This is a genomic window from Microbacterium keratanolyticum (assembly GCF_016907255.1).
GTDB classification, from domain to species: Bacteria; Actinomycetota; Actinomycetes; order Actinomycetales; family Microbacteriaceae; genus Microbacterium; species Microbacterium keratanolyticum.
The window spans coordinates 2,243,229-2,257,356 of record NZ_JAFBBQ010000001.1; the positions used below are offsets into that span (position 1 = coordinate 2,243,229).

The following is a 14,128-nucleotide window of genomic DNA, read 5'->3' on the forward strand; positions in this document are numbered from 1 at the left end:
GCGACCGATACTCTCGTCGCTATGGGCACCTCTGACACCCCGGCTGCGGACTACGCGCGCCTCGGCACCCCGCGAGGGCGACGGATCCTGCGCAGCACCGCCGCTGCGGTTCTCATCACGCTCGGTGTCGTCCTCGCGCCCGTCGCGCTCACCGCGACCACGGCGCAGACCATCCTGCGCGACTCGGATCGCTTCGTCGAGACCTTCGCACCGCTCGCCGAGAATCCTGCCGTCCAGCGAGAGGTGACGGCCCAGGTCGCGACCGCGATCGACGACGCCATCGACACTCCGACGCTGGCCCGCGAACTGATCGGGGGATTGCAGACCCTCGACATGCCCGCTGTCGTCTCCGGGCGTCTCGCTCTGCTGGAGGCGCCGCTCGCCGCGGGCATGCAGTCCCTCGTCCACGACGTGGTGGAGCGATTCGTCTCGTCGCCCGCGTTCGCGGAGACCTGGCGAGGAGCCCTGCGCGTCGCGCACACCGGCATCAACGCCACGATCGCCGGTGCCGACGGTGCCGTGCTCGTCGTGGATGGGCCGACGGTCGCCGTCGACCTTGCACCGATCATCACCGCTGTCCGCGGCGAGCTGGTCGACCGTGGCATCACCCTGGCCAGCGCGATCCCTGAGGGCGTCGGTCCCCAGATCGCCGTCGCCGAGGTCGAGGGCCTCACGCAGGTGCGCATGATCATCGTCGGCCTCGACATCGCCAACGCCTGGCTTCCCGTCCTGTTCGCGGTTCTCCTCGTCGCAGGCATCCTGCTCGCGATGAGCTGGCGTCGTGCGATCTTCGGCACCGGAGTCGCCCTGCTCGCGATCGGTCTCGTGCTCGGTGCGGGGCTCGGCATCGGGCGGATGTTCGCGACGGGTGTGGCCGCGATCTCCGCGGATGCGGTCGGTGCTCTCTTCGATGCCGCCGCGCACCAGGTCTCTGCGGGAGTGGCTGCTCTCACCACCCTCGGCGCGCTCATGGCGCTCGCCGCATGGTGGGCGGGCCCGAGCCGCCCGGCGCGCGCACTGCGCGTGGGAATCACAGACACCGCCGCGCGTCTGCCGCTGCCCGCGTCGTTCCGCCCGATCGGCGCCGCTGTCCGCGGCGCATCCCCGGTGCTGGCGGGAGTGGCCGTTGCGGCGATGGCGGTGGTGCTGACCCTGGTGCGCCCCTTCACGCCGGAGCTCGTGCTGACGACAGGTGCCGTCGCCCTGCTGCTGCTCGTGGTCGCGGTCGTGCTGCGCGCGCAGAAGGGACCTGAGGCCGCCGCTACGCCAGTGCCGGTGCCATAGCCCGACGACCGAGCAGCGAACGCGGGGCCACCATCGCAAGCATGCGCTCGCGCCCGCTGACGCTCCTCAGCAGATCATGTCTGACGGTGTGCAGCGCTCGCGCCAGATCGGGGCCCTCATGCGGCGGGTACCCGTGCCGTGCGAACCGTGTGCGCTCGACAGCGCGCACGAGCTCGTCGATCGATGCAGCATCCACCGCCCTCCCGGCGTGCAGCGCCGCACCCCGCGCCCGGGGCGTATCCGCCGCCGACGCCGGCAGGCCCAGATCGACGAGCGTGTCGTGGACCTCGGCCCATGCTGCTTCGGGGTCTCCGCGGTGGGCGCGCGCAATGCGCACACGACGACGCACGAGTCGCACGAGGCCCGGTACCACCCCGGCGATCAGAACGCCCAGCACGGTGAGCAGAACGGGCAGCGGGTTGAGGGTGCGCAGCGGCGCGGCGGCTCCGCCAGCGGCATCCGCATCCCGGCGATCCACGTCGCTGTCCGCGCCCGGTGCTGCAGAGGGGGCAGTAGTCGCCGTCGGTGTGTCCGGCGACGCCGTGTTTCCGCTCGTCGCCGCGGGAGAGAAGCGCGTCGGCACGCCCAGCGTCGCGGTCGGCTCGAACGGCACCCACCCGATCCCGTCGAAGTACACCTCGGGCCAGGAGTGCAACTGGTCGCTGGAGACGACATAGATGGGCTTGCCGTCCTGCTTCTCCTCGCTCTCACGGCCGGGCAGGTAGCCGACGACGATGCGTGTCGGCATGTCGAGCGCGCGAGCCATGAGGGCGAACGCTCCGGCGAAGTGGATGCAGTAGCCCGAGCGCTCCTCCAGGAATCGGGCGACCGCTTCGACTCCGGTGCCGTCGAAGTCCTCCTCGACCGGTGTCTCCAGGGAGTAGCGGAACCCGGCCCGGAACCAGGTCTGCAGCGCGGCCAGACGGTCGTAGTCGTTGTCGGCGTTGCCCGTGACCTCGGCGGCCAGCTGCGCGACGATCGGAGGCAGGTCTTCAGGCAGCGCGTGCAGAAGCGCGTTTGCGGCCTCCTGCTCGGGAGTCGTCGGGGCGGGCAGCGCCGCGTTCGCCGCACGCACCTGCTCCAGGGTGGGAGAGACATCGAGCGCATCGACGGTGTAGGTCTGTCCTGCGGCGTCGGCGCCGTGCGTCATGACCGTGCGGTTCGACGGCATGATGCGCCAGACGCCGTCGAGGCCGCGGATGTCGGTGGCCGGGTAGGGCACCGGCAGCCAGGTGCTCGAGATGCCGGTGACCCGTACGGAGCTGCGCTGGGTCGTCGTCGCGACCTCCTCGCTCCACTGCGGCGCACCGAATCCCGTGCGCAGCGCGACGCTGTCGGTCTGGTCGGGATGCCACACCTCGCCGTCGAAGCTGGAGAGCGTCGCCACCCGCAGATACGGCGCACGCGTGGCATCCGTCACCAGCGTGAGCGCCGGCGCCGGTGCCGGGCGGCGGAGGTCTTCGCCGAGCCGCAGCGACGGATTCAGCGACATCGTGCCGCCGAAGCTGAGCCCGGTCGCCGAAACCGGCAGCGCCGGCGCGACCAGCAGCGTGCCGACGATCGTCGCCGCGCCGACCATCGCGGTCACGCGGGCGCGGGGGCGTGGAGCAGGGGCATCGCTCACAGCGGGCGTGGCCCCGGCTGCGAGCCGTTCATCGATGCGCAGGCGCAGAAGAGCCAGGATCAGGATGCTGAGCAGGACGAACCAGAAGAGATTCACATCGCCCGGCACGATGATCGACGGCAGAGCCCCGACCACGGCGACGCAGAGCCCGGCGAGCAGCGGGACCCGCGCGACGATGATGAGCAGGTCCAGGGCGATCAGAAGGATGCCCACGGCAAGGGCGAGCGAGAAGGCCAGCGCCGGGGTGGACTCGAGCGGCGCGGCCCCGTTTCGCACCTCCAGTCCCGCCGCAGTGAGCACCCCGAGCGCCCGGCTCACCACGGCCGGGCTCGGGAGGACGCCGAGCCATGCGTCGTCTCGGAAGTTCAGAAGAGTCAGCGAGCCCACCAGCATCACGATCTGCGCGAGCAGCGGCAGCAGGATCCGCCCGCGCCGGCCCGCGGCGAGCCGCCGGACGAGAAGTCCTGTCGCCGCGATCAGCAGGGCGACGGTCGTGGCCTGATTGCTCCACCGGCCCGCGGAGATCACCGATGTGAGGGGCCAGACGGCCAGTGCGACGCTCGCCAGGGTCAGCAGAGCAGCGCCGAACGCTCCGAGCGTCCGGCGCCCTGTCGTCGTCGCCCAGGCACTCTGGGGCCCGGTGGTCGATTCAGCGGACACGACGTGCCTCGGCGGGAGAGAGCGCGGCGGGCGGTGCGGCGGACGTCGCATCCGCCCAGGATCCGGCGATGTCGTCGCCGAGCGGCACGACCCGCCAGCCATGGGCGGCTGCGGCGCGTGCGGAATCGTCGTCGACGGAGGTCATCATGAGCACGGGCAGCACCGCGCCGCCGTGCGCCCACTGCGACGCCTCGGCGGCGGTGATCGTGCCGGTGAGGACGACCAGGGGGCCGAGCAGGTGACCGGAGGTGGCCGCGTGCAGCGGCACGTGCACGTCGGTCCCGCGCGGATGCACGGAGGCGAGAGTGACGAGCAGACCGTCGCGGTCATCTTCGCCGCCGCGAAGCTCTCCCAGGAGGACACCACCGGGCTCCATGACGTCCACGCTGTAGCCGTGCTGGGCCAGATGGATCGCGATCGACGCACACGCCGACACGGCGTTCTCGAAGTCCGCACCGGAGCGCCAGTGCGCACCCGTGCGGTCGAGCACGACGATGGCGTCCGGGTGGGACTCCTGCTCTTCCTGTCGCACCATGAGCGTGCCGCGGTGCGCGGTCGCGCGCCAATGGATCCGGCGCATGCTGTCGCCCGGAACGTAGCGCCGCGGCGAGAGGTTGTCGGCGCCCTGACCGACGCGGTTCGAGGAATGCTGTGCGGATCCACTGGCCACGCCGCTCTGCGCCGCGGACGAAGGCAGGGTCAGTACCGCGGGGACGACCGTGACCGGATGCGTCTCACCGAAGTCCTGCATCCGACGTACCAGGCCGAAGGGATCGGTCGTCGACAGGCTCAGCGGCCCGATCGCCCAGACACCGCGGCGCACGCCGCGGATCGGGTACGAGAACGTGAGGGGCTCATTGCCGGAGAGCGGGGCGGGAAGCCCGGACAGGAGTCGCGGCGGGAACAGACCTTCAGCCTCGCCGGCGACCGCATCGGGGAGCGCATCGGACCAGGTGCCGTTCGGCACCCCCAGCAGCGAGCGGAACGCGAAGCGCACGATCACGCGGGAGTCTTCGCCGACCGTGAGGAGATCGCTCGTGACCGTTCGGCGCACGCCGCCCGTGCGTCGCGGTGCGCGCACGGCGATCGCCGCGATCACGACGAGCAGGATCAGCAGCAGGCCGAGATAGAGGAACAGCGGAGTGCCGAGGATGTTCGCGGCGATCAGGCACACGCCGCCGGAGAGGAGCGCAGCGAGGCCGCGACCGGTGAGAGGACGCCGCTTCATCGTGTCCCCCTACGCGCGGGGCGCGACCGGAACGGGGGTGCGCTCGATGATGTGGGCGATCGCCGCATCGATCGGGCGGGCGCCGGCGCGGTGCGCACCGCGCGCCGGGATCAGACGGTGTGCGAAGACGGCGGGCAGGAGCGCGGTGAGGTCGTCGGGGATGACGTAGTCCCGGCCGTCGAGCGCCGCCGAGACCTTGGCCGCGCGCACGAGCTGCAGCGTCGCGCGAGGACTCGCGCCCAGATGCAGGTTCGCGTCGGTGCGGGTCGCCTGCGCGAGCGCGACGGCGTACTGCTCGATCACGGGAGCGACGTGCACCGCACGCGCCCATGCGATGAGCGCCTGCACATCGGCGGTCTTGAGTACGGGGCGGATCCGCTCGAGCGGGTTGATCGTGTCGCGCTGGCGCAGCATGAGGGCTTCGGCGGCGGCATCCGGGTACCCCATCGAGATCCGCATCATGAAACGGTCGCGCTGCGCCTCGGGGAGCGCATACGTGCCCTCCATCTCGAACGGGTTCTGCGTCGCCACGACGAGGAAGGGCTCCGGGAGGTAGTGCGTCTCACCGTCGACGGTGACCTGGCCCTCTTCCATCGCCTCCAGCAGCGCGGACTGCGTCTTCGGGGAGGAGCGGTTGATCTCGTCCGCGATCACGAGATTCGCGAAGATCGCCCCGCGCTTGAACTCGAACTCACGCGCCACAGGGTTGAAGACGGAGACTCCGGTGACGTCTCCCGGCAGCAGGTCGGGGGTGAACTGGATGCGCCGGACGGACGCGTCGATGCTCGCCGCGAGCGCCCGGGCGAGCATGGTCTTTCCCACGCCCGGCACGTCTTCGATGAGCAGATGCCCCTCGGCGAGAAGGCACACCAGCGCGCTGCGCAGCGCGTCGGCCTTGCCGTCGATCACCTCGGCGATCGAGGCGAGAATGGCGCCGGTCTGCGCCGCGAAGACCTCCGCGTTCATCGCGGTGTGGGGTGCGTACCCGGTCGACGTCGTCATCGAGGGGGTGGCTTCCATGCGTTCCCTTTCATGTCCTCCGCAACGGGACGGAGGGCGAAGCGCCGATGCTGCACCGGCGCAGTTGTTGTGATCCTAACGCGCGCAGAGGGTCATGCGGCGGCGGATTCCCACAGAGAGATTGCCCACGGAACAGACGAGTGCGAAGGCGGTGCAGGGGTGCTGTGCGCGAGCACTCTCCGAACCCGGGTAGACTGGTGCACGGCTCTCCGCGTGGCGACACCCAGGCCAATTCCCCCAGGACGGAAACGTAGCAAGGGTAACCGGGCTCTGTCGGGTGCGCGGAGGGTCTTTTCTTTTCAGCTTCCTCTGGGATCCTCCTGCCAGGATCGAGCTGTGAGCACCTCCACGACCGCCCCTCGCACCTCTGCGCTGGGGCGTTTTGCGTCCCCGGTGCTCCTGCTCGCGCTGATGTGGGTCGTGCAGTTCGTCGATGCCGTCCTCCCGATCAGCTTCACCGGGTTCGGTCTGCGTGCCTGGGACACGAGCGCGCTGGGCGGCGTTCTGCTCGCACCGCTGCTGCATGCCAGCTGGGCGCACCTGATGGCGAACTCGCTCCCATTCCTGGTGCTGGGGTGCCTCGTCGCCGTCGAGGGCGCCCGCCGCTTCTGGATGGTGACGCTCGTCGTGGTGCTCGTCGGCGGCGCCGGAACCTGGCTGTTCAGCGCACCGGGAAGCGTGACCGTCGGAGCATCCGGCCTCGTGTTCGGCTACTTCGGTTACGTCGTCCTGCGCGTCTTCGCCCCCGGCCGCGTCGCGCACCGCGTGCTGTACGCCGTGATCGGCCTCATCGTCATCGGTCTCTACGGTGCCTCAATGCTCGCCGGCATCATCGGGGTGAGCTCCGGCATCTCCTGGCAGGCACACCTGTTCGGCGCTGTCGGCGGCGGGGTCGCGGTGCTGCTCGCGCGCCGCCGGCCCGGGGCATCCGGATGAAGAAGAGAAAGAAGAAGAAGCCGGCCGCGAAGCGCCGTCTGACCGCGAAGCAGCGCGCCGCACTTCAGGAGCGCCGACGCACGCAGCGCCTCATCGTGATCGCCGCCGGCGTTCTCACGACCTCTGTGGGGTTGGCCGTGCTCCTGCCGACCGCCGTCGCTCAGGCGCCGCAGCCGGTCTGCATCCACGACGCCGAGACGCTTCCGTTCACGGGAGTCGCCGGCTGGTCGGGGGAGCAGCTCGCCAACGCGGCGACGATCGTGCTGACCGCGCAGTCACTGGGCTTCGGACGCGACGGGCAGATCATCGGGGTCATGACCGCGATGGGCGAGAGCAGCCTGCGCAACATCGACTACGGCGACTGGGAAACGCGCGGATTCACGAATCCCGACGGCACCCGCACCACGAGCATCGGGCTCTTCCAGCAGCAGGACTGGTGGGGCAGCGTCGACGCGCGGATGGACCCGGCAACCGCTGCATCCCTCTTCTACGCACGCCTCGGCGGCCTCGAGGGATGGCAGCAGATGGAGCCCTCCCACGCGATCCACCGCGTCCAGGTGAACACCGATCGCGACTACTACGCGCAGTATCGCGAAGACGCGACCGCGGTCGTCGACGCGCTCGCTGGCGCCTGCTGACGGGTGGTGCGACGGGCACCCCGGCCTAAGCTGGAGGGGTGGCACAGAGCATCTACATCACCTCTGCTGAGGGTCATACCGGCAAATCGACGATCGCTCTGGGAGTGCTCGACGCCCTGATGCGCGCGACGCCGCGCGTCGGCGTGTTCCGGCCCATCGCGCGTTCGACCGAAGAGCGCGACCACGTCCTCGAGCTGCTGCTCGCCCACGACGGGGTGCCCCTGGAGTACGACGAGTGCATCGGCGTCACCTACGATGACGTGCGCGATCATCCCGAACATGCGCTCGCGACGATCGTCGCGCGCTTCAAGGCGATCGAGGCGCAGTGCGACGCCGTCGTGATCGTCGGCAGCGACTACACCGATGTCGCCAGCCCCGCCGAGTTCGGATTCAACGCCCGTATCGCGGCGAATCTCGGCGCCCCTGTCCTGCTCGTGCTCAGCGGACGTGATCAGCAGCGGCAGGCGGAGCAGCTCGGCACGACCACCGCGCGCACGGCCGCGCAGGTCGGACAGAGCGCATCCCTCAGCCTCGCCGAGCTCACCGCCGAACGCGCAGAGCTGTTCGCCGTGATCGTCAACCGCGCCGATCCCGAGCGCCTCGACGACATCGTGCATGCGGTGCACGCCGCGCAGAGCACCGAGACCCCCGTCTGGGTCATCCCGGAGGATCGCACGCTCGTGGCGCCGTCGGTGCGGGGGATCCTCGCCGCCGTCGACGGGCGTCTGATCAAGGGCGACCAGGAGCTGCTGACGCGCGAGGCGCTGAGCGTCGTGGTGGCCGGGATGTCGATGGTCAATGTGCTGCCGCGTCTCACCGAGGACTCGGTCGTCGTGATTCCGGCCGACCGCACCGAGGTGCTGCTCGCGACCCTGCTCGCCGACGCGTCCGGAACCTTCCCACGTGTCGTCGGCGTCATCCTCAACGGCCCCTTCGAGCTGCCGGAGCCCATCACGCGCCTGCTCGACGGGCTCTCCTCGACCGTGCCCATCATCGCGACGGATCTCGGCACGTTCGACACCGCGATCCGCGTCATGTCCGCCCGCGGACGCCTCGCCGCAGATTCCCGCGCTCGCTACGACCGCGCCCTCGCGCTCTTCCAGGCGCACGTCGACGTGCCCGAACTGACCACGCAGGTCGGTCTTGCCGAGGCGAGCGTCGTGACCCCCCTCATGTTCGAGTACGACCTCATCGAGCGCGCTCGCCAGGATCGCAAGCGCATCGTCCTGCCCGAGGGAGGAGACGACCGCATCCTGCGCGCCGCGGCGACCCTGCTCGCTCGCAACGTCGCCGACCTCACGATCCTGGGCGACGACACCGAGATCCGCTCCCGCGCGACGGAGCTCGGCATCGATCTCTCCGCGGCGCAGATCCTCAGTCCCACCGACCCAGTTCTCGTCGAGCGCTTCGCCGCCGAGTACGCGCGCCTGCGGGCGCACAAGGGCATCACGCTCGCGCAGGCGGCCGACACCGTGACCGACGTGTCGTACTTCGGCACGATGATGGTGCACCTGGGTCTCGCCGACGGCATGGTCTCCGGTGCCGCACACACGACGGCGCACACCATCCGCCCCTCCTTCGAGATCATCAAGACGAAGCCCGGTGTCAACGTCGTCTCCAGCGTCTTCCTCATGGCGCTCGCCGACCGGGTGCTCGTCTACGGCGACTGCGCGGTGATCCCCGATCCGACCAGCGAGCAGCTCGCCGACATCGCGATCTCCTCAGCCGCGACGGCGAAGCAGTTCGGCATCGATCCGCGCGTCGCGATGCTGTCGTACTCGACGGGCGAGTCCGGATCCGGCGCCGACGTCGACAAGGTGCGTGCGGCGACCGCGCTCGTACGGGAGCGCAGCCCCGAGCTGCTCGTCGAGGGCCCCATCCAGTACGACGCCGCGGCGGATGTCGCCGTGGCGCGAGCGAAGCTTCCGGACTCCGCTGTGGCAGGCCGTGCGACGGTCTTCGTCTTCCCTGACCTCAACACCGGCAACAACACGTACAAGGCCGTGCAGCGCTCGGCCGGTGCACTCGCGATCGGGCCCGTGCTGCAGGGCCTCAACAAGCCGATCAACGACCTCTCGCGCGGAGCGCTCGTCGAGGACATCGTCAACACCGTCGCCATCACGGCGATCCAGGCGCAGGAGGCCTGAGCGTGAGCCACATTCTCGTCATCAACAGCGGCTCCTCGTCTCTGAAGTACAGCCTGTACGACATGACCTCCGAGACCGAGATCGGTCACGGACTGATCGAGCGCATCGGCGGTGCCAAGGGACAGGTCTCGCACAGCACGCTGGTCTCCGCGGATGCGACGGGGCACGCCGTCGAACAGACGGTGAAGAGCGACCGCCCGATCGCCGATCATGCCGAGGCATTCGGTGTGATGCTGGAGCAGTTCGATGCGCACGGCCCCTCGCTGGAGACGCATGCTCCGGTCGGCGTCGGTCACCGCGTCGTCCACGGCGGCGCCCGCTTCTTCGCCCCCACGCTCGTCGATGAGCGCGTCGAGCACGAGATCGGTGAACTCGCAGTGCTCGCACCCCTGCACAACCCGGCGAACCTGGCGGGCATCATCGCGGCCCGGGCGATCTTCGACACCGTGCCGCACGTCACGGTGTTCGACACGGCCTTCCACCAGACGCTCCCACCGGCGGCGTACACGTACGCGATCGATGCGCAACTCGCCTCTGAGCACCGGGTGCGCCGCTACGGCTTCCACGGCACGAGCCACCAGCATGTCTCCGCGGCGGCCGCGGAGTTCCTCGGCCGCGACATCGCGGACCTGCGCCAGATCGTCTTCCACCTCGGAAACGGCGCCTCGGTCACGGCGATCGACGGCGGTCGCTCGGTCGACACCTCGATGGGACTCACGCCTCTCGAGGGACTCGTCATGGGCACGCGCTCGGGTGATCTCGACCCCGCGGCTCTTCTGCATCTCGCCCGCACGGCGGGCTATACGATCGACGACCTCGATGTCCTGCTGAACACACGCAGCGGGCTCAAGGGGCTGACCGGACACGCCGACATGCGCGACATCCTGCAGGGGCTGGAGACCGGCGACGAGACCGCACAGCTCGCCTTCGACGTGTACGTGCACCGGCTGCGGGCCTACCTCGGCGCGTACCTGGTCCAGCTTGGGGGAGTGGATGTCATCGCGTTCACCGCGGGCGTCGGCGAGAACGCGGTCCGTGTACGCGCGGAAGCACTCGCGACCCTCGGATTCCTCGGCGTCGAGGTCGATCCGGAGCGCAACGCCTCATCGGAGCGGGGCACACGCCGGATATCCTCCGACGCGTCCACCGTCGAGGTCCTCGTCGTTCCGACCGACGAGGAGCTGGAGATCGCCCGGCAGACGTACTCGCTCGTCTGAACCTGGGCGCCATGGCGCAGCATCCGCCCAGGGGCATCCCGGTTCTGCGTACTACGCTGGCACCATGGCACGCAGAGGTGCCGACCACTCGAACCCTCCGGGAGGCCCGCGTGTCTGATCTTCTGCCCGATATCCGCAGCGCCCGTGGCGTGCTCTTCGATCTCGACGGGGTCCTGACCCCCACCGCCGAGGTGCACATGCGCGCCTGGCAGTCCGTGTTCGACGACGTCTTCGCCCAGTGGGCGATCACCCCGCCCTATACGGATGACGACTACTTCGCCTACGTTGACGGCAAGAAGCGCTACGACGGGGTCGCCAGCCTGCTGCACAGCCGCAACGTCGAGGTTCCCTGGGGGCAGATCGACGACCCGCCGTCCGCCGACACGATCTGCGGCATCGGAAACCGCAAGAACGCCGCCTTCACCGCGGCCCTGCGGCGGGACGGGATCGCTCCCTATCCGGGGTCGCTCGCACTCGTCCAGCAGCTGCACGCGGTCGGGGTTGCGCTCGCGGTCGTGTCGAGCTCGAAGAACGCCGCGGAGGTTCTCGCGGCGGCCGGACTCACCGAGTACTTCCCGCTCGTCGTCGACGGTCTCGTCGCCGAGCGCGAGCATCTCGCCTCCAAGCCCGCACCCGATGTGTTCCGCGTCGCCGCCGAACGCCTCGGCGTGCCTGCCGCGGAGGCCGTGGCCATCGAGGACGCCACCTCCGGCGTCGCGTCCGCCGCGGCCGCCGGCTACGGACTTGTGATCGGTGTCGACCGCGGCGCCGGAGCATCCGCCCTGCGCGAATCCGGAGCATCCGTCGTGATCACCGACCTCGCCGACCTGCTGCACTGACCCGCCCGCACCGACCATTTCTGGAGTCTGATGTTCGACCGCGACCTGTTTCCCGTCGACCCGTGGCGCCTCATCGAGACGCGCTACCCCGCTGAGAAGTCCGGCGTCGCCGAGACGCTGTTCACCGTCGGAAACGGCTATCTGGGCCTCCGGGGCAACCACATCGAGGGGCGCGCCGCGCACGAGCACGGCACCTTCATCAATGGCTTCCACGAGACCTGGCCGATCCGGCACGCCGAGCAGGCGTTCGGATTCGCGGAGGTCGGCCAGACGATCGTTAACGCCCCGGACGCCAAGGTGATGCGCGTCTACGTCGATGACGAGCCGCTTTCCTTTGACGAGGCCGATGTGCGCGAGTACTCGCGGATCCTCGACTTCCGCACCGGTGTGCTGAGCCGCGATGTGCTGTGGGTCACGCCCTCCGGCAAGCGGGTGCGGATGCGCGATGAGCGCTTCGTGTCGTTCAGTGAGCGGCACCTCGCGGTGCTGCGGCTTGAGATCACGGTCGAGAACGCGGATGCCCCGGTCACGATCAGCTCGCAGATCATCAACCGTCAGGATGGCGAAGACGTCTACGGCGGAGCTCCGGGGCCCGCGGCCGGGTTCGACCCGCGACGCACCGAGCGCATCGCCGAACGGGTGCTGCAGCCGGTCGAGTACTGGCAGTCCGACCTGCGCTCGGCGCTGTCCTTCCGCACGACGGAGTCCGGGATGACACTCGCCGTCGTCGCCGACCACGTCATGGTCACCGACAACGACTACTCGGCGCGGCGACTCGTCGAGCCCGACATCGCGAAGAACGTGTTCCGCGTGCAGGCGAAGGCCGGTGTGCCCATCCAGCTCACCAAGCTCGTGAGCTATCACTCGTCGCGCGGCGCCCCCGCGCGCGAACTCGTCGACCGCGCCCGGCGCAGCCTCGACCGCGTGCTCGTCGAGGGCATCGACGCACAGTTCGAGGCGCAGATCGACTGGCTGGAGGCGTTCTGGGAGCGCTCGGACGTGCGCATCGTCGGACACGACGATCTGCAGCAGGCGACGCGCTGGTGTCTGCTCCAGCTCGCGCAGGCCGCGGCGCGTGCGGACGGGGCAGGCGTCTCCGCGAAGGGCGTCTCCGGTTCGGGCTACAGCGGGCACTACTTCTGGGATACCGAGATCTACGTGCTGCCGTTTCTGTCGTACACATCGCCGCTGTGGGCGCGCAACGCGCTGCGTGCGCGGGTGCTCATGCTTCCCGCCGCGCGCCGTCGCGCCGCGATGCTGAACGAGGCGGGCGCACTGTTCCCCTGGCGCACGATCAACGGCGAGGAGGCATCCGCGTACTACGCCGCGGGCACCGCGCAGTACCACATCAACGCCGACGTCAGCTTTGCTCTCGGCAAATATGTGCGCGCGACGGGCGATGAGGAGTTCATGCGTCGCGAGGGCGTCGACATCGCCGTCGAGACCGCGCGGATGTGGGCGACCCTGGGCTTCTGGCGCGCCGGCGGGGGAGTGGAGACGTTCCACATCCACGGCGTCACCGGCCCCGACGAGTACACGACGGTCGTCAACGACAATCTCTTCACGAACGTGATGGCGCGGTACAACCTGCGTTTCGCGGCCCGCGTGGTGACTGAGCTGCAGGAGGAGTGCCCGGAGGACTACGCCGCCATGGTGGAGCGTCTCTCTCTGGGCGAGGATGAGGCAGACGGATGGGAGCGCGCTGCCGAGGCGATGTACATCCCGTTCAGTCCCGCTCTCGGCATCCACCCGCAGGATGCGCTCTTCCTCGAGCGCGAGGTGTGGGATCTGGAGAGCACTCCGCCGGAGAAGCGGCCTCTGCTGCTGCACTACCACCCGCTCGTGATCTACCGCTTCCAGGTGCTCAAGCAGGCGGATGTCGTGCTTGCGCTGTTCCTCCAGGGCAACCACTTCACCGAGGCGGAGAAGCTCGCCGACTTCGAGTACTACGACCCGCTGACCACCGGCGACTCGACACTGTCGGCGGTCGTGCAGTCGATCCTCGCGGCCGAGGTCGGGTACCAGGATCTGGCGAGGACGTACTTCGAGGAATCGCTGTTCGTCGATCTCGGGGACCTTCATCACAATGCCGCCGACGGTGTGCACGTCGCGTCGGCGGGTGGCGTGTGGACGGCCCTCGTGAGCGGGTTCGGCGGTATGCGCGACCACCGCGGTGAGCTCAGCTTCGACCCGCGCCTCCCTGCGGACTGGCCGGAACTGGCGTTCCCGTTGCAGTGGCGGGGCTCGCAGCTGGCCGTGAGCATCACGCGCGCGCAGATTCGCGTCGAGGTGATCGAGGGGGATGCCGTCGAGTTCACGGTACGCGGTGTCGCACACACGGCTGCCGTGGGAGCCCCCGTCGAGGTGCCGCTGTCGCATCAGGGCCCGTTGATCCCGGGGCGTCCGCGGATCGCGGACTTCGCCCATGCGCGCCGCGACGACGGGACTCTCATGTCGGCCTCGGTGCCGGTGACCACGACGTCGCTGCCGATTCTGGGGGAGTTCTAGGGGCGCCGGTCGCTCCGCCGGGGCGGG

At 69.7% G+C, this 14,128-nt stretch carries 10 protein-coding genes and 1 other RNA gene; 8 read left to right on the forward strand and 3 right to left on the reverse strand.

Translation table 11 applies throughout. From position 1 onward, the window contains the following. Window positions 1-21 precede the first annotated feature (21 nt). Window positions 22-1,284 (forward strand): hypothetical protein, encoded by a 1,263-nt coding sequence (locus tag JOD62_RS10835; RefSeq protein ID WP_204939297.1) that lies wholly within the window; start codon window positions 22-24, stop codon window positions 1,282-1,284. Here JOD62_RS10835 and JOD62_RS10840 read toward each other — a convergent pair. The 3 genes from JOD62_RS10840 to JOD62_RS10850 are packed head-to-tail and all read right to left on the reverse strand — an operon-like array spanning window position 1,262 to window position 5,816. Beyond that, the gene (locus JOD62_RS10840) at window positions 1,262-3,568 is read right to left on the reverse strand and encodes a transglutaminase TgpA family protein (protein WP_204939298.1); all 2,307 of its coding nucleotides are present in this window, start codon (window positions 3,566-3,568) and stop codon (window positions 1,262-1,264) included. The two genes, JOD62_RS10835 and JOD62_RS10840, sit on opposite strands and share 23 nt — an antisense overlap. Then, a complete protein-coding gene (locus tag JOD62_RS10845) occupies window positions 3,558-4,796 on the reverse strand; it encodes a DUF58 domain-containing protein (protein ID WP_204939299.1) in 1,239 nt (412 codons plus the stop codon). The genes JOD62_RS10840 and JOD62_RS10845 overlap by 11 nt, the downstream gene beginning before the upstream one ends. 9 nt (window positions 4,797-4,805) lie before the next feature. Continuing rightward, window positions 4,806-5,816, reverse strand: coding sequence for an AAA family ATPase (locus tag JOD62_RS10850; RefSeq protein WP_407666010.1), 1,011 nt, complete (start codon window positions 5,814-5,816; stop codon window positions 4,806-4,808). Between the two features lie 200 nt (window positions 5,817-6,016). Between JOD62_RS10850 and ffs the strand changes: the two genes are divergently transcribed. The 7 genes from ffs (at window position 6,017) to JOD62_RS10885 (ending at window position 14,101) form a co-directional block, all read left to right on the forward strand. Continuing rightward, window positions 6,017-6,113, forward strand: an RNA gene (ffs, locus tag JOD62_RS10855) — signal recognition particle sRNA small type. A gap of 39 nt (window positions 6,114-6,152) precedes the next feature. Beyond that, the gene (locus JOD62_RS10860) at window positions 6,153-6,752 is read left to right on the forward strand and encodes a rhomboid family intramembrane serine protease (RefSeq protein WP_271171512.1); all 600 of its coding nucleotides are present in this window, start codon (window positions 6,153-6,155) and stop codon (window positions 6,750-6,752) included. Further along, complete coding sequence (locus JOD62_RS10865; RefSeq protein WP_204939300.1) at window positions 6,749-7,390, forward strand: hypothetical protein; 642 nt, start codon at window positions 6,749-6,751, stop codon at window positions 7,388-7,390. The genes JOD62_RS10860 and JOD62_RS10865 overlap by 4 nt, the downstream gene beginning before the upstream one ends. A 38-nt stretch (window positions 7,391-7,428) precedes the next feature. Beyond that, window positions 7,429-9,537, forward strand: a complete 2,109-nt coding sequence (gene pta, locus JOD62_RS10870; protein ID WP_204939301.1) for a phosphate acetyltransferase — start codon at window positions 7,429-7,431, stop codon at window positions 9,535-9,537. Between the two features lie 2 nt (window positions 9,538-9,539). Next, the gene (locus JOD62_RS10875) at window positions 9,540-10,754 is read left to right on the forward strand and encodes an acetate/propionate family kinase (protein ID WP_204939302.1); all 1,215 of its coding nucleotides are present in this window, start codon (window positions 9,540-9,542) and stop codon (window positions 10,752-10,754) included. Window positions 10,755-10,864: 110 nt separating this feature from the next. Next, window positions 10,865-11,593, forward strand: a complete 729-nt coding sequence (locus JOD62_RS10880; protein WP_271171513.1) for an HAD family hydrolase — start codon at window positions 10,865-10,867, stop codon at window positions 11,591-11,593. Window positions 11,594-11,623: 30 nt separating this feature from the next. Continuing rightward, window positions 11,624-14,101 (forward strand): glycoside hydrolase family 65 protein, encoded by a 2,478-nt coding sequence (locus JOD62_RS10885; protein ID WP_204939304.1) that lies wholly within the window; start codon window positions 11,624-11,626, stop codon window positions 14,099-14,101. Window positions 14,102-14,128: the final 27 nt, after the last annotated feature.